This window comes from Mucilaginibacter sp. cycad4, assembly GCF_034263275.1.
In the GTDB taxonomy this organism is placed as follows: domain Bacteria; phylum Bacteroidota; class Bacteroidia; order Sphingobacteriales; family Sphingobacteriaceae; genus Mucilaginibacter.
Genome location: NZ_CP139559.1, coordinates 4,457,077 through 4,473,734 on the forward strand (window position 1 = coordinate 4,457,077; position 16,658 = coordinate 4,473,734).

Here is a 16,658-nt window from a genome sequence, read left to right on the forward strand (position 1 = left end):
TATTTCAAAGAAGCTTATTCCGAGCGCTTTAAGGCCGAAAGCCTGACATAAAAATTTCAAAAAACACCATGTTGCTGTGAGTATCATTTACAGCAGTCGTTGTCTTTGGTGTGTCCGATTATAAAACTGTTTTGTTCCACGTCCTTACACGACTTCCAAACATACCGGAACGGCAGTAAATATGTTTACCTAAACAATTAAACCATGAAAAAACTTTTTACGCTTTGTAATTATTTGACAGGGCAACGCCTCCGGACGGGGCTGCTGTTGTTTTCACTGTCGGTGTTGGTGACGATGAGCGTCAGCGCCCAAACGTTCGTCCATCCCGGTGTGGCCTTTAACCGGGCCGATTTGGATCAATTGAAAGCCAACATTAGCCGCGAACCATGGCTATCCGGTTATAATGCGTTTAAAAACGACTCGCATTCACAATTGGGCTATGGGCAAAAGGGGCCTTTTGCAACAGTTACAAGGGCACCGAACCTAAACAACAGCGCCTGGATTGAAGACATGCAGGCCGTTCACAACCTGGCCTGGATGTGGTGGTTTACAGGCGATTCTACTTATGCCCGCAAAGCTACTAACCTGCTTGATAGCTGGGCGGTAACCAATACTACATGGGGCGGTGGAGAATCTATGCTGGATATTGGCGATTATGCCCAATATTGGGGTGTTGGTGCTGAAATCCTTCGCTCTACTTTTCCCGGTTGGACAGCAGCCAACACACAGCACGTAAAAAATTATTTTGCCAATGTTTTATTTCCGACTTCCTGGGTACCTAGTCCCTTGCGCGACGCGAACAAAGGCGCTCTTCAGTTAAAAATAGCCCTTGCCGCATCGGTTTTTTGTGATGATGCCACCCGGTTTAACCAGGCGGTGGAAGTGTACCGGATGGATGCCGGAGGAGGTATGCGCAATTCATTGCCTGGCGGCGAAGTAGGAGATTCGGGCCGCGACGACCATTGGCGCGTGCAGGCAGCAGCACTGGCCTGGGGCGCAGAAGTTGCCTACAAGCAGGGGGCCGATATGTTTGCCGAGTTGGATAACCGGGTATTGGCTATCGGTGAGCTGTATCATAAATACGCTTTTGACGGGGCAACAATGACCTTTATCCCGTTGGGAGGATATGCAAGTTTTTGGACCGGTTGGGGGATTCAGCCCGGAGCAAGGGCCGGCGATATGACTAACCTTATTTATAGTGCTTATAATGTGCGTAAGGGGATACCTACCCCTAATACCGACAGGATGAGGGCTGCATTAATGCAACCGGGTACCAGCTATTATTCTCCGGCCGGCGGCAATTTCCTATACCTGAAATCATCGGATACATCTACCGCGGTTAAGTTGCCCCAGGTATATTATCCTGCCGATCATGTACAGCCGGTGAGCAACCTAACCAATATAGATATCGGTAATACCGGATTGGCGGGCAGCGCCTCCTACAATAACGGGGTTTGGACACTTAACGGTGCCGGAACTTCCACCAGTAATGCTTTCAGCTTTAATTTTAAGAAAATTAGCGGCGATGCCGGCCTGGTGGTAAAAGTTGAAAATATGTCGTTAAATACAGGTGGTTGCGGCGTCATGTTACGCCAATCGCTGGCGCCTGGTTCGGCTTTTTATGATATTTTCCTTAAAGCAACAGGCGGTGCCGGAAACCACTACCAACCCAAAGCGCCCTGGTGGTTAAAAATTGAGCGCGTAGGCACCCGCATATTTACATACCATTCGCAGGATGGTATTAGCTGGACCAATCTTGGTTGCTGGTACTCTGCAACAGGTTTCCCCACTGATTTGTATGCCGGATTTTACACCCTTTCCAGCAATAACTCGGCACTAAATACCGCTACGTTCAGTAATGTGGCTTATAGTCAATCCGCACCTGCCGGATCTCCGGAGATTAGCAGTGCTACCACAGCCACAGCTACCAGTAGTGCGCCTTTCAGTTATAACATCGTAGCCAGTGCTAATGCATCTTCTTATAGTGCCGGCGGCTTGCCGGCAGGGCTTAGCATTGATGCGGTTACCGGTATTATCTCGGGCACGCCTACCGCATTAGGGCAAAGCGAAATTACCATAGCCGCCACTAATGCCAGCGGCACCGGTACGGCAACCCTCATGCTGAATGTAATCAATAACCAGGCACCGGCAGCACCGGCTTCGGCTGCGGCAACGGTTGTTAACGCTACACAAATTAATCTTACCTGGGTAGCTTCAGCCAATGCTACCAGCTATTCGGTAAAACGGTCGTCGTCATCCACCGGGCCGTTTACCACTATACAATCAGGTATAACCAACACATCATATGTTGATGCCAGCCCGGTACCCGAGGTAAACAATTATTATGTAGTGACCGCGCTTGCCGGAACATTGGAAAGCGGCAACTCAAATGTTATTTTTTCATCTGTGCCCCCGGCAGCCCCTGCGCAGCCTACAGCTGTTAATAAAAGCAACGAGGTTGACTTGAGTTGGAACAGCGCTTTGGGAGCAGCTACTTATAATGTAAAACGCGCTACCATAAGCGGCGGCCCTTATACTACTGTAGCCAATGTTTCAACTACTGCGTATGCGGATCTGAATGTAAGCAACGGAAGCCCTTACTATTATGTAGTTTCAGCTGTGGGCCAAACCAAAGAAAGCTCCAACTCGGCCGAAACATTTGGCGTACCCGGATCAAGTTCTTCAACCTGGAGCCAGCAGCCCGAGTCCGACTCGCTTACCCTGGCCAGCAACTGGCAGGAAAACGCGACACCGGTTAATCCCGCAATTATTAGCTTTCAGAATAGTGCAGACACAGTACTGACCAACGATATTCAAAACCTCGTAGCTTCCAGGATACAGTTTAACGCAAACGCTAACAGTTATACGATTGACGGTGCGGCAATTCATTTGCGGAATGACCTGGTTAATAACAGCACAGCTTATCAAACCCTGAAGATGCCGATAACGCTTGACACGCTGCTCAATGTAAATACTCCGGGTTTTAATGGTACAGTAGCTTTAACCGGGCAAATCACCGGCACCGGCAGCTTGCTTAAAAATGGTATAGGGTTTCTTTACATGGGGGGCAGCAACACCTACTCCGGAGGTACAACGCTTAACGGAAACGGGCAAAGCTGGCCGCCGATATATGGAATTGAAATATCAGGAACAAGTACAGGAGTACCATCCGCTCCTACATCAGGCCCTCTCGGTACCGGAAAGATAACCATGAACGGTGGGGCGCTTTTTTCGGCAAATGGCGATGCTACCTTATACAACGATATTGAGATTGCTGCCGGAAAAACCAGCTATTTTTATCAAACTACTAATGCTATTAATTTATATGGCCGGCTTACCGGAAGCGGCACTATCATTCAGGATGGAAATACGTATGCCGGGCTGCACTTGTTTGCAGATAACAGCAGCTTTACCGGATACTTTGTTTCCAAGCTGCGCAGCGGAAATTTACGCTTGAGATTTGAAGTACCGCAATCAGGCAGCGCAAATGCATCATGGAACCTTGACGCCAATGGCAATGATTGCCAGGGAATTATGTTCCCAACCGGCACCATCAGTTTCGGCTCATTGGCAGGCAGGGGAGCTATCCGTACAGACGGAGGCGGCAGCCCAACCATCAGTATAGGTGCATTAAATATCTCAACGAATTATAGCGGCACCATGACCGGGACCATGAATGTAGAAAAAGTTGGTACGGCTGTTCTTATATCCAGCGGTAACCAGGCTTATTCAGGAACAACAACGATAAAGAATGGCACGTATTTGCTTAATAATGACCCTAACAGCGGTACATTCACCAGTCCGGTGGTTGCTGTGGCCGGCACATTTGGCGGCGGCGGGAAAAGTACATCATCGGCTACTATCGGTACCGGTTCAGGTACAGGTGCGGTACTGGCACCCGGCAACCAGGCCATCGGCACCCTAAAAGTAGGCACCCTCACCATGAATGCCGATGCTACTTATAAAGTAGAGTTAAGCACAAGCTCGGCCACCAGCGATAAGGTAAGCACAGCCGTTGTTAATTTAGTTAACCAGCCCAAACTACAGATCACAGCTATCGACTCGACCAGCCTGGCCCAGGGAAGTTCGTTTACCATTATTGATAACACCGGAAGCGCGGCAATATCCGGTACATTTAAAGGCTTGCCGGAACTTGCTCCGCTAACAGTTGGTAATTTCACGCTTCGCATTAGCTATAAAGGCGGCACGGGCAATGACGTTGTGCTCCTGGACGACCGGCCATTGCCGGTAATTATCACCAGCGCCCCAACGGATACCACACTGATAGGAAAACCGATGACTTACATTGTGACCGGGATTAAATCGCCTAACCACTTTTCGGCCAGCGGATTGCCGGCAGGGTTACAAATTGATTCTTTATCAGGCAAAATTTCAGGAACACCAACCGAATCAGGCACCTTTAACGTCAGCTTGTCGGCAGGTAACGGCAGCACCACCGGTACTTCAACACTGATACTTACGGTACTTGGCAGCGCTGTAAACTCTTTGGCAGTTGCCGCGGGTGATGCCAAAAACACCCTTGAATGGCAATCGCTTCCCGGGTACAGTTATAACGTTAAACGTTCAGCAACTTCCGGCGGGCCATATACTACCCTTGGCTCAGTAAGCAACCTTACCTTCACCGACAGTAACGTAAGCAATGGTGCTACCTATTTTTATGTGGTAACCCCTGCAGACAGCACCGGCGAAGGTGCAAAAAGCACAGAAGTAGTTGCTAAACCCAATACCGGGCAACGCGACTTTTACCAATTTGATGAGGTAAGCGGCAGCAAAGGTATTGATGCCTGGGGTGCTAATCATGCCGCGCTCGCGGCAACAGCAAGTCGTGGTACCGGTAAATATGCGGGGTCACTGCTGCTTGACGGCTCGGCAAATGCTTATGCAGCATTGCCTGCCGGCATTTTCAGTACACTTAACGATTTTACCATATCTGCCTGGGTACGGATGGACGCCATAAGTACCTGGATGCGTGTTTTTGACTTTGGCTCAAGCACTACCCAATACATGTTTCTTACCGTGCAGGCCAGTGTTACTAATGGACAATCAACCATTCGTTACGCTACTAAAAACGGCTCGGCTGCAGAACAGAATATCAACTACAACTATACCTTCCCGCTAAATACCTGGACATACCTGGCAGTAACGCGGGCAGGCAATACCACTACGCTTTATGTAAATGGCACATCAGTTGCCTCTTCAACAAACATTACCATCAAGCCATCGGCGCTCGGGAGCACCACACAAAATTACCTGGGCAAATCGCAGTTTGCCGATCCGATGTTTAAAGGCTCCATTGATAATTTCAAGATCTATGGCAGGGCGCTAAGCAGCACCGAAATTGCTGCCGATGTGTTGGGCGACCAAACAATAACCTTCGCCTCCCTCAACGTAAAAACATTTGGCGACGCAGACTTTGTGCCCCCGGCAACAGCTTCATCAGGTTTGGCAGTTTCATACAGCAGTTCAGATACTACCGTTGCCAGCGTAATTAATGGCGCCATCCACATCAAGGCAGCAGGCACCGCAACCATCACTGCATCCCAGCCCGGGAACACCAGCTTCAAAGCAGCTACCCCGATCAATCAAAGTCTCACCATCGGTAAAAAAGCACAAACCATCACGTTTAATGCCATACCGGCAAAGACAGTTGCAGACAGTGATTTTGTGGCCGGGGCCACAGCCAGTTCAGGTCTTGCCCTAAGCTATAGCAGTTCGGACAGTACAGTAGTTCAGATAATTGATGGAAAGCTGCATATTACCGGTTCAGGTACAGCTGTGATCACTGCTTCGCAGGGCGGGGATGCCAGTTACCTTCCAGCCCCACCGGTTACACAAACGCTAACCGTTAACAAGCTGAGCCAAAGCATCAGTTTTGCCGCGTTACCGCTAAGCAGGCCAGGCGATGCAGATGTCAGCCTGAGTGCAACATCTACTTCCGGGCTTCCGGTTGTTTATACCAGCTCAAACTTAAACGTAGCTACGGTCGTCAATAACAAGCTGCATATTGTAGGCGCAGGCAGCAGCGCTATCACAGCACAACAGGGTGGCAACGCTCGTTTTGACACAACGGCCTTAAGCAAAACCTTCAAGGTATTGCCGTACAATGTCCAGGTACAATCTTCTGACGGAGATAACAACCAGCCTGTAAACAATCTCATTAAGCCATTTTTGAAAATTGTTAACCAGGATTCTGTCGCCATTAATTTAAACGAGCTGACTATGAGGTACTGGTTTACAGCAGAAAATTATGCCGGGATCAATTCATGGATTGATTATGCCCAAATGGGGAACAATAACGTTACCATGAAATACGTTCAGTTACCCGACCCGCACACAGGGGCCCTTGGCTATATTGAATATGCTTTCCCAACAAGCGGAAAGCTCAACGCTGGCAGTAATTCCGGGGTTATTCAGTCAAGATTTGCCAACCAGGACTGGTCAAACTTTTCGGAGGCCGATGATTATTCTTATCTGCCTTACACCGGAAGTTATGCTGCAAACAGCCATATCACCCTTTACCGCAACGGGCAGTTGATTTACGGTACCGAGCCTGCCACAGTTGCAGCCACAGCAGCCTTTACTGTATCTTATCAAAACCAGAACCAGGGCACTTCCGGAAATACGATCAGTACCTACCTGGTGTTTAACAATACCGGGAACGTACCTGTCAATTACAGCGATCTTTCCGTTCGTTACTGGTTTAGCCGCGAAGGCACAGCCGGATTGAACTTTTCTGTTGGTTATGCTAAACTGGGCAACAGCAAGATCAATAACCGGTTTGTTACTTTAAGCCCCGCTTTAACCGGAGCGGACACTTATCTTGAATTAACCGTCGATCCGTCGGCCGGTTCACTTTACCCCTTAAGTAATACAGGTAACATTCAATACCAGGTAAATAAAACAGATTGGTCGGCATTTAACGAAGCAAATGATTATTCGTTTGCTGCCAAAGCTGCTATGGCGCTCAACAACCACATCACCGTTTATTATAAAGATCAGCTGATTTATGGAACAGAACCAACATTGCCCAGCGGCAATTCGCTGGCTTCGACCATAGGTCAAAAGACCGGTATTGTACAGGATAGTAACACGCCTATCGGTATCATTCCAAATAATGTTATCTATCCAAATCCGGTGGCTGCGGGCAGTTTCAATATTAAACTAACGCCCGACCTGGAGCAGAAAGAGATCAGCCTGGTTATCCGGGATAATTTTGGCAAGGTTATGCAAAGCGGCAGGTATCGTGGTTTTGGCGGCAACCTGGGTGTTCAGTTAACCCGATCATACATGACAGGCGTTTACTATGTTCAGATCAACAATCTGGTGCCATTACGCATGATAGTAAGCCCATAATTTTATATCAGCGCTAAAAGCCGAACGCCCAAAGCTTAAGGCTAAGACTTTAGTCAAAAACAAAAAGGGATGGCAGTGTTGCCGTCCCTTTTTGTTTTTACAGTTATCATGTTTTTTGCCTGCAGGTAAGAAACACCTGTTTAAATATGCAATAAATTAATACTCAGTAGCTCCAATATCAAAAGCAGTACCCGATGGGCGTACAGTACCGTAATAATCAAACTTTACACCGTATGATAAAACGTTTGCCCCCTGATCAATAAGCGGTGACGACGATTGTAAATGAAAATCATCCCCATTATAATCTACAAACCCGCAAACGCTTACATCAGTGTTTACATAATTACTTGATTCGGTAAGTTTAACGCTGCTGCTTTTTACGATTATCGGCTGTACAGATGCCGATTGTATGATAGCATTATTAATAACGGTATTCATGGGGATAGTTTCGGAGTTTAACTTTATGCCTCCTAAAACGGAGCCCACAATGGTATTATTGATAAACTGAAAATCAGGACCGGGAGTATACCGTGAATCCGCAAAAATACCGTAGGCTTTTGAATCTATAATATAATTATTGAACACCTGGTTGTCCCCAAGGCCAAGAACAATAATACCATTGCCGGGTGCATTCTTAACCAGGTTGTTATAACATTGGCCGCCGGTACCTTCTCCTATTTGGATACCATTATTTTGATAGGAAGCAAACGGACTTATTCCCGGATTTTTAACGGTGTTACTATAGATCATGCATCCCGACGTAGCACTGCCAACCTGGATCCCTTCGGCACCGGTAGAGTCAACAAGGTTTTTGTAGATCCTGGCATTCACGATATCATGAGGTAAAACTGTACCGCAGGAAGTTGAAACGCCATTCTGATAAAAAGAATTTCCTATATAAAGGCCTTCTCCTCCTGTTTTGTGAACGTAATTGTCATGAATTGTTACATTAGTCATGGTAAAATTGCCCCGCCAGGTTGCAGCGTCGCATGATGGATCGGTTTTCGCCATGATCCCCGCAAACCCGCTGTTACGAACCTCAACATTTGCGATTTCAAAATCCGAGCTCAGGTAATCCATCGTCATACCAATGTTGCCGCCATTTACATCAAACCCATATTTAATTGAAGAAACCCCATTTCCCATCACCTTAAAGTACTGGCAGTTTTGTGTCTTAAATGCGTACGAGGCTGTAGTTTCTACAGTGAATGACACCCTGCCGCCCTGGTTAACAATTAAGATGGGCGCGGCGGCTGTACCTTTAAAGTTTTTGAGCAGCAAAGCCCCCCTTTCACCGGCGGGGATGTATATTGTAGCACCTGCAGGGATATTTGTCCCGTCAACCATCCACTCGGTAGTTTTAACGGTATAAGTATAGTTAGATACTGGTTTGGTTTTTAAACTTTGCAGTTTCGCATCCTGCTCCGGAATTGAACTTGCCGGTTTCTCAATTTTGTTTATACTTTTTGAACACGCAAAGCATGATATTACCAGCATACCAGCTATCATACTTAGTAAGTAATTGTTATTTCCCATTTATAAATCTGAAAGAGTTTTGATAATCAACCGGTCCTTATTGTACAGAACCGGCAGTTCTACGTTATTTTTTTAAATATTGTTGTCCGCATGATTAAGTCGCCCGCTTATAGGGGTCAGGGGCTTCCGTAAGAAACAAGAATTGTAAAAAGGAGGTTGTTTTGCCTCTCCGGAACAATAGAGTGTTGTTAGCATAGGCTATATGTACGCCAGTGCAAAAGGTTTGTAGCTTATAACTGAATGGATTACACCCCGGACGTTCTCTTTATTATATAAAGGCCATTCCTGTTGATTTTAGTTAAAATAAGCTAAAAGTTGATCCCGATAAAATTAAACCTGTTTCACCTTATTCCGCTTAGCCTGCTGGTATTCTGTTGGTGTAGTACCAAACTGTTTCAGGAAATTACGGCCGAGGTGTGATTGAGAACTGTAACCTACCATGTTGGCTACTTCGTAAATTTTATAATCACCTTCTTCCAGTAATTGCGCCGCTGCTTTTAAACGGGTGATGTTAATCAGCTCGTTAATAGTAAGGTTGGATATAGCTTTAACCTTGCGGTATAGCGTTGGCTTACTCATATTCATGAGATTGGCTATCTGCTCAACATCAAGCTCGGCATTCTGGATGTTTTTGTAGATAACACCGTTTAGCTTATCCAAAAAGCTTTCATCAGGTTTTGAATAAGCCATCGACTTGATATGCGCCAATGGTGAGCTTGCAAAATGCTCTTTTATCTTATTGCGGTTGATAAGCAGGTTAGCTATCTGTACCTGTAAATGCTCGGGCGAAAATGGTTTTTCGATATACGCATCGGCACCAACTTCCAGTCCTTCAATTTTACTTTGCAGGGTATTTTTAGCGGTTAGTAATATAATAGGGATATGGCTGTAATCGAAATTGGTTTTAATGGTTTTACATAGCTCAAACCCGTCTATTCCCGGCATCATTACGTCGCTTATAATAAGCTGAATGTTCTCTATGCCTATCATATCCAGTGCTTCCTGTCCGTTAAGGGCTTTAATAACCGAATATTTGTCGCTCAGATCATCCGAAATAAAATCAAGTATTTCAGGGTTATCATCCACTAAAAGTATAACTGGTTTCATAAAGTCAATAATCTCCTCTCTGTTACTTAGGTCTGCCTGCTCATATTCATCGGGGGTAATATGAAGGTCGAATTCTTTTTCCTGGTGAACAGGCAAAGTAAGGTTAAATATATTAAAATCGTTAATAGATTTATTCAACACCAATAAGCCTTTATGCAATTCGGCTAACGAGCGCGATAAAGAAAGCCCTATCCCGGTGCCAATTTGCTTTTCCGAGCCTTTCATCCTGAAGAAAGGCTCAAAGATCTTTTCGCGCATTTCGTAAGGGATCAAGTGCCCGTTATTCCTTATTTCAATGGTAAAGGTAGGGTCGTTAACCGGATGGTCAAGCAGTTCGATCTCAACAACAGATGTGCTGTATTTGATGGCATTATTGATGAGGTTACTTATGATTTTGGTAAACGCTTCGATATCGACATAGGCATAAACCGTTTTAACCGGATGTATAAAGGTGTAGCTGAGGTTCTTTTGTTCGGCCATGGGCTTAAACCGCAAAAAGGTATCGGCAAGCAAATCCATAATATCGGTTTTAACAAAGCTGAGGCTAAAGCCGTTGGTTTCGGTTTTTCTGAAGTCAAGCAGCTGGTTGGTAAGGTCAAGCAGCCGGTTGGTATTTTTTTCCATGATCTTCAGGTTGTTTTGAATATCCGGAACATGCTCTGCCCGCCTGATCACTTTTTCCATAGGCCCTTTAATAAGCGTTAGCGGCGTACGGATTTCATGGGCCACATTAGTGAAAAATTCAATCTTGGCATTATAGATCTGTTTTTCCTTATCATTTTCAAGGGTTTCGATAATGCGCTTATTTTTCTCGCGGGTTTTATGGTGGTAGCTTCTGAGCAGGTAATAACCTGTTAGTAAAAATAACAGGCAGTAAGCAATGTATGCCCAAACGCTTTCCCAAAAAGGAGGCGCTATATCAATTTCAATACTTGTTTCTTTTTGGGTCCAGATACCATTGTTATTTGCCGCTTTTACTACAAAGGTGTAATGACCAGGCTGTAGTTGCGTAAAATAAACCTTACGGTTGCGTTTAAGTTCGGTCCAGCCTTTATCCAAACCTTTCATCATGTATTTATATTGGGTCATTTCGGGCGATGGAAAACTCAGCGCCGCAAAATCAATACTAAATGAGGATTGGTTATAATTAAGGTTGATTTTTTTTGTGGTGATGATAGATTGTTTTAATAATGAATCGGCACCGTTAACAGAAATCTCTTTATTGTGCACCTGGAAACCGGTTATATAAACCGGGGCTATAAAGTAATTTTGCTTAAAACTGGCAGGGTTAAAGCTAACCATACCGCGTACACAACCAAAATACATGGTGCCGTCGGCATCTTTAAAAGATGAGTTGTAGTTAAACTGATCACTTAACAAACCGTTGGCTTTTGTATAAATTTTGATGCTTCCGGTATTATCGTTAAAGCAAACCAGCCCCCGGGTAGTGCTGATCCATAGGTTTTTATGGCTGTCTTCTTCCAGCCTGAAAATGTAATTGCTCGGAAAGCCGTTACTGGTGTCATAAAACTTATAGCTATCGGCGTCGGGATCGTATCTCCATAAACCCAAACCTTCGGTAGCAAACCATAATTTGTGGTTGCTATCCTCAAAAACGCCATTAACTGTGGTGGTGTTAAGCACATTTTTAACGGGGTAACGATAGTTTAGCTTAGTGCTTGTATTGTTTGCAGGGTTGTAGCAATAAATACCATCCCGTACTGTGCCAACCCATATTTTGCCAGTATGGTCTTCGGTTATGGCGTAAATGAAATCATATGGGGGTAGTTTATCTATAATGGTAAAATCCTTGCTTGCCAAATTATACCTGTAAATGCCCCTGGTAGTACCAACAAAAATGAGCCCGCTGCGGGTTTTACAAAAGCAAATTATAAAGTTGCTTTTAAGGTCATTATTTCGGTTACCGGCCAGGTAAACGCGCCCAACCTTGCCGGTTTTAATGTTCATGATATCCAGTCCCCGTTCAAAAGTACCTACAAACAGTTCATTGCCTAAGGCTAATATACCGTGGATGTTAGTGTTGGAGATGCTGGCGCTTCCGCCGGGATTATAATGGGTCCAGGTATTATCAGGGGCTAATTTGTTTAATCCGTTATCTTCGGTCCCCATCCACAGGTTACCGTACATGTCTTTGGTAATTTCGCGCACCACGTTTCCTTTAAGGGAATTTGGCTCGGTGTCTGGGTAAAATTTGTTAAAGGTTGAATACTGTTTAGGATAATAATTGAGGCCGCCAAAGTAGGTGCCTGCCCAAACACCGCCTTCCGAATCTTTCCAGAGGCAGTAAACGGCATTATCCGATATAGAATAAGGGTCATTGAAATGCTTTCTGAGATTAAGGAATGTCCCTTTTACCGAATCATAAATGAACACGCCCGATTCTGTGGCTATCCAGTATTCGGTATCGCTGTATTTTAAAAAATCGCGCACGTAAACAGCCGTTTTATCCGGGTTGTAGTTAAGCAGGTCCTTATAGGTGTAGGTTTCAGCATCAAACTCCTTAAAACCATGACTGTTGGTACCTACAAATATTTTGTTGTTAGCGGCATAATAAATCTTCTCAATAAACCTTGATGTAACTTTATCTGTTGGCTTAAACACATTGTAAGCAGTAAAAGTGCGGCTCGCCAGGTCAAGTTTCTCCATTGCGCCCATAGAAGAAGATGCCCATACTGTACCATTAATGATCACAACAGATGTAGCCTCAAAATGCTGCGAAGGCCAGTAATCAGTTTTTTCGCCGGTTTTGGTATTATACCTTATTAATGAAGCCCCGGCTACAAACCAGCAGTTATTATGCTCATCAAAGGTGATACTGCGCACACCGTTAATGTTTCCTGTATTGATATGTACAAATGTTTCTGACAGGGGATCATACTTATCAAGGCCCTCATCGGTACCTATCCAAAGCGTACCTTCTTTATCAAGGCACAGGGTATGCACCATGTTGTTGGATATGGTGCTCTTATTCGCAGGGTTATGCCTGAATGTTTTAAAGGTATAACCGTCAAAACGGTTAAGGCCGTCCTTAGTGCCAAACCACAAAAAGCCGCGCCTGTCCTGCATGCTGCAGTAAACGGTATTATGCGATAACCCATGTTCAACCTGGTAATGCTTGAAGTAGTAGGTCTGGGCATTGCAAATACCGCATGATACCGTAAAAAATAATAGAAATATGTATAGTGGTTTCAAAATAATCAGCTTAACGCAAATGTAGCCAATCTGTTGCAGCGTTTCCCCTCTCCCGAAAATTGATACTTTTTGACTAAGTATTGATATGATTTGGTTAAGCGCCGGGGCCAAAATCCTTTTTCTTTACAACATGATTTTAGATATGTCAATTGTACATTTTTAAAATCAAAACTTAACCAATTAATAGATCATTTATGAGAAAATTTTTACTACTCAGGCATGGGGGAAACCCTCATGTGCAGTGGCCGCCCAGCAAGTGGGGCCCGAAAGTAATGCTAATCGCTTTTTTCATCATGACCGGTTTCCTTTTTTCGTTTAGTGCATCCGCGCAAAATAAAATTAAGGTAACAGGCAACGTGGTTGACACCACCGGCCAGGTACTTACCGGCGTAGCCGTACGGGTACAGGGCACACAGGGTGGCACCACAACCGATGCACAGGGCAATTTCAGCATTAACGTACCAGGTGCAAACAGCACTTTGGTTTTTACTTACATCGGTTTTACGACACTCGAATTACCATTAAACGGCCAAACAGCCGTAAAAGTGCGTTTACGTGCAACAAACTCGGCTTTACAGGAGGTGGTTGTTACAGGTTACGGTACGCAAAAGAAGGCATCTATCACGGGTGCCATCTCTACTGTTACCAGTAAAGACCTCGATCGCGTACATGCCGGTTCAACGGTAAGTACAGGTTTGGCAGGTAAAATTCCGGGGGTAACGTTCAGGATGTCTGAAGGCCGGCCGGGTGCCAGCGCCAGTATCCAGATCCGTAACATGGGTACGCCTTTATATGTAATTGACGGGATCCAGCAGGATGAAGGCCAGTTCAACAACCTTGCCCCTAACGACGTAGAGAGTATCTCGGTGTTGAAAGACGCTTCGGCAGCTATTTATGGTGTACGTGCGGCTAACGGTGTAGTGGTGGTAACTACAAAAAAAGGCAACGGTGATGCCCGCATCAATATTGATGCATACACCGGTTATCAAAACTGGTACAGGTTCCCTAACGTGTTAACCAATTCATATGATTACATGCGTTACCGCGCTGATGCCGAGGTTAACAGCAACGGTTCAACCAGCATTACCCAGGCCGAGCTTGATAAATATAAAGCCGGTACCGAAAAAGGCTATCAAAGTTTTAACTGGCGCGATTATGTTTTGAAAAGCAATAACAACGCCCCTCAAAACTCAGTGAATGCCAATTTTACCGGCGGTAACGACAGGGTTAACTATTATGTTTCGGCAACTAACCTTTATCAAAACTCGCAATTAGGTAAAGAGTATAAATTTAACCGCTCAAATATCCAGTCGAACGTTTCGGTTAAAGTGGCCAATGGTTTAAAAGTAAGCCTGGACATTAACGGGCGTATTGAAACCCGCGAAAATCCTGGTGTACCGGGTGGCGACGATTACTTTCTTGCCCGTTTTGCCGTTTTAAGGAATACGCCGCTTGAGCGCCCTTATGCTAATGATAATCCGGCATACCTTAATGATATCGGCCACACCGAATCAAACTATGCCTTTCTTAACAAAAAGCTTTCAGGGCTTTATCACAGCGATTGGCGTGTGCTTCAAAGCAACTTTGGTGTTGAATATCAAATACCGGGTGTGAAAGGTTTAAACGTAAGAGGCTTATATTCATACTACATTGCCGATTATTTGCTTAATAACCAGGAGTATACCTATAATGCGTATACCTACAGGCCCGCTACCGATACTTATGACGTAACCGGTGGCAGTACCAACCCATGGCGTGAGCGTGAGCAGCGTAAAGAATTTGCCAAAACTTACCAATGGCAGATCAATTACAACAACAGCTTTGGTAAACATACCATTGGCGCTACGTTTGTTTCTGAACGTATTGAGTTAAGGCACTTGCGTAACTGGATCCATGCTTCGCCAATTTCAAATAACCTGCCATTGATCTACTTCCCAACAGCCGATCAATACCAGGATAGCGATAATACCGAAACCCGTATCGGTTATATCGGTCGTGTAAACTATAACTATGATAACCGATATTATTTAGAAGCATCAGCAAGGCGGGATGCATCATACCTGTTTGCCCCTGATAAACGTGTTGGTTATTTCCCTGGTGTGTCTGCCGGATGGCGTATCACACAGGAAGGTTTCATGAAAAAACTATTAGGTGAAAACAGTATCCTGAGTGATTTGAAATTCCGTGGTTCATACGGTGTGTTAGGTGATGACCGCGACCCGGGAAATTCAGCTAATCCTATTGTGGCCCCATACGCTTATTTGCCAGGGTACAACTACAACCAGGGTACTTATATTTTTGATGGTAACGCGGTTATCACTTCAAGGGATAAAGGGATCCCCGTAACCCGTATCTCATGGCTGAAAAGTAAAATCACCGATGTTGCTGCCGATTTCAGCTTGTTTAACAGTACACTGAATGGTACTATCGATTATTTCTATCGTAAACGTACCGGCTTGTTAGGTACTAAAAATGATGTTGTGGTACCTATTGAAATAGGTTACTCGTTACCTCAGGAAAATGCGAGCAGCGATTCGCAACGTGGTTTTGAGATCTCGCTTAACTATAACGGCAAAATTGGCAAAGCAAGCTATAACATAGGCGGCAACTTTGGTTACACCCGCCAAAAAAACCTGCAAAGCTATAATCCGCTATTCTTTAACTCATGGGATCAATACCGTAACTCAACCCAGAACAGGTATTCACACATTGACTGGGGTTACCAGGTGCTTGGCCAGTTTACATCGCAGGAGCAGATCAACAACTATACCATCAACAACGATGGCAAAGGTAACCGTACCTTATTACCAGGCGATTTGATGTATAAAGATCAGAATGGCGATGGTAAAATTGACCAGTATGACGAGCGCCCTATAGGTTTCGGTTATGGTACACAGCCTAATATCAACTTTGGTTTTACAGTTGGTGCTGCTTATAAAGGCTTTGATTTTCATGCTGATTTTTCAGGTGGTGCAGGTTATACATGGTTCCAGAATTATGAAACCCGCTGGGCATTCCAGAATAATGGTAACCTGAACGCCATATTTGAAGATAGATGGCACCGCCAGGATGCATTTGATGTAAACAGTCCGTGGGTACCGGGTAAATATCCCGCCAATAGGGTGAACCCAGGTTTTGGACATAGCGATTACGAGCTAAACGGCCAGCGTAACTCAACTTTCTGGCTGCATAGTGTAAGGTATTTAAGGGCCAGGACTTTAGAGCTGGGCTATTCATTACCGGCTAATATGCTTAAGAAAGTAAAGATAAGGAGAGCGAGATTTTATGTTAACGCGTACAACATGTTTTCATTTGATAACCTGAAACAGTATGGCGTTGATCCGGAAACTACCGATGATAATGGTTTGCAGTTTCCGCAAAGTAAGGTACTCAACTTCGGCGTTAATTTAACCTTTTAATTAATTCCT

4 protein-coding genes are annotated in these 16,658 nt (G+C 44.9%); 2 read left to right on the plus strand and 2 right to left on the minus strand.

What is annotated here, in order from left to right:
* Positions 1–204 precede the first annotated feature (204 nt).
* Complete coding sequence (locus tag SNE26_RS17905) at positions 205–7,374, plus strand: cellulose binding domain-containing protein (RefSeq protein WP_321555288.1); 7,170 nt, start codon at positions 205–207, stop codon at positions 7,372–7,374.
* Positions 7,375–7,530: 156 nt separating this feature from the next.
* Here the strand turns inward: SNE26_RS17905 and SNE26_RS17910 are convergent, their stop codons facing one another.
* Together SNE26_RS17910 and SNE26_RS17915 are read right to left on the minus strand one after the other, a co-directional pair.
* Positions 7,531–8,910 (minus strand): right-handed parallel beta-helix repeat-containing protein, encoded by a 1,380-nt coding sequence (locus tag SNE26_RS17910; protein WP_321555289.1) that lies wholly within the window; start codon positions 8,908–8,910, stop codon positions 7,531–7,533.
* Between the two features lie 330 nt (positions 8,911–9,240).
* Positions 9,241–13,230, minus strand: a complete 3,990-nt coding sequence (locus tag SNE26_RS17915) for a two-component regulator propeller domain-containing protein (RefSeq protein ID WP_321555290.1) — start codon at positions 13,228–13,230, stop codon at positions 9,241–9,243.
* 194 nt (positions 13,231–13,424) lie between these two features.
* On the opposite strand from SNE26_RS17915, the gene SNE26_RS17920 reads away from it, so the two are divergent.
* A complete protein-coding gene (locus SNE26_RS17920; RefSeq protein ID WP_321555291.1) occupies positions 13,425–16,649 on the plus strand; it encodes a TonB-dependent receptor in 3,225 nt (1,074 codons plus the stop codon).
* The last annotated feature ends 9 nt before the right edge of the window (positions 16,650–16,658 follow it).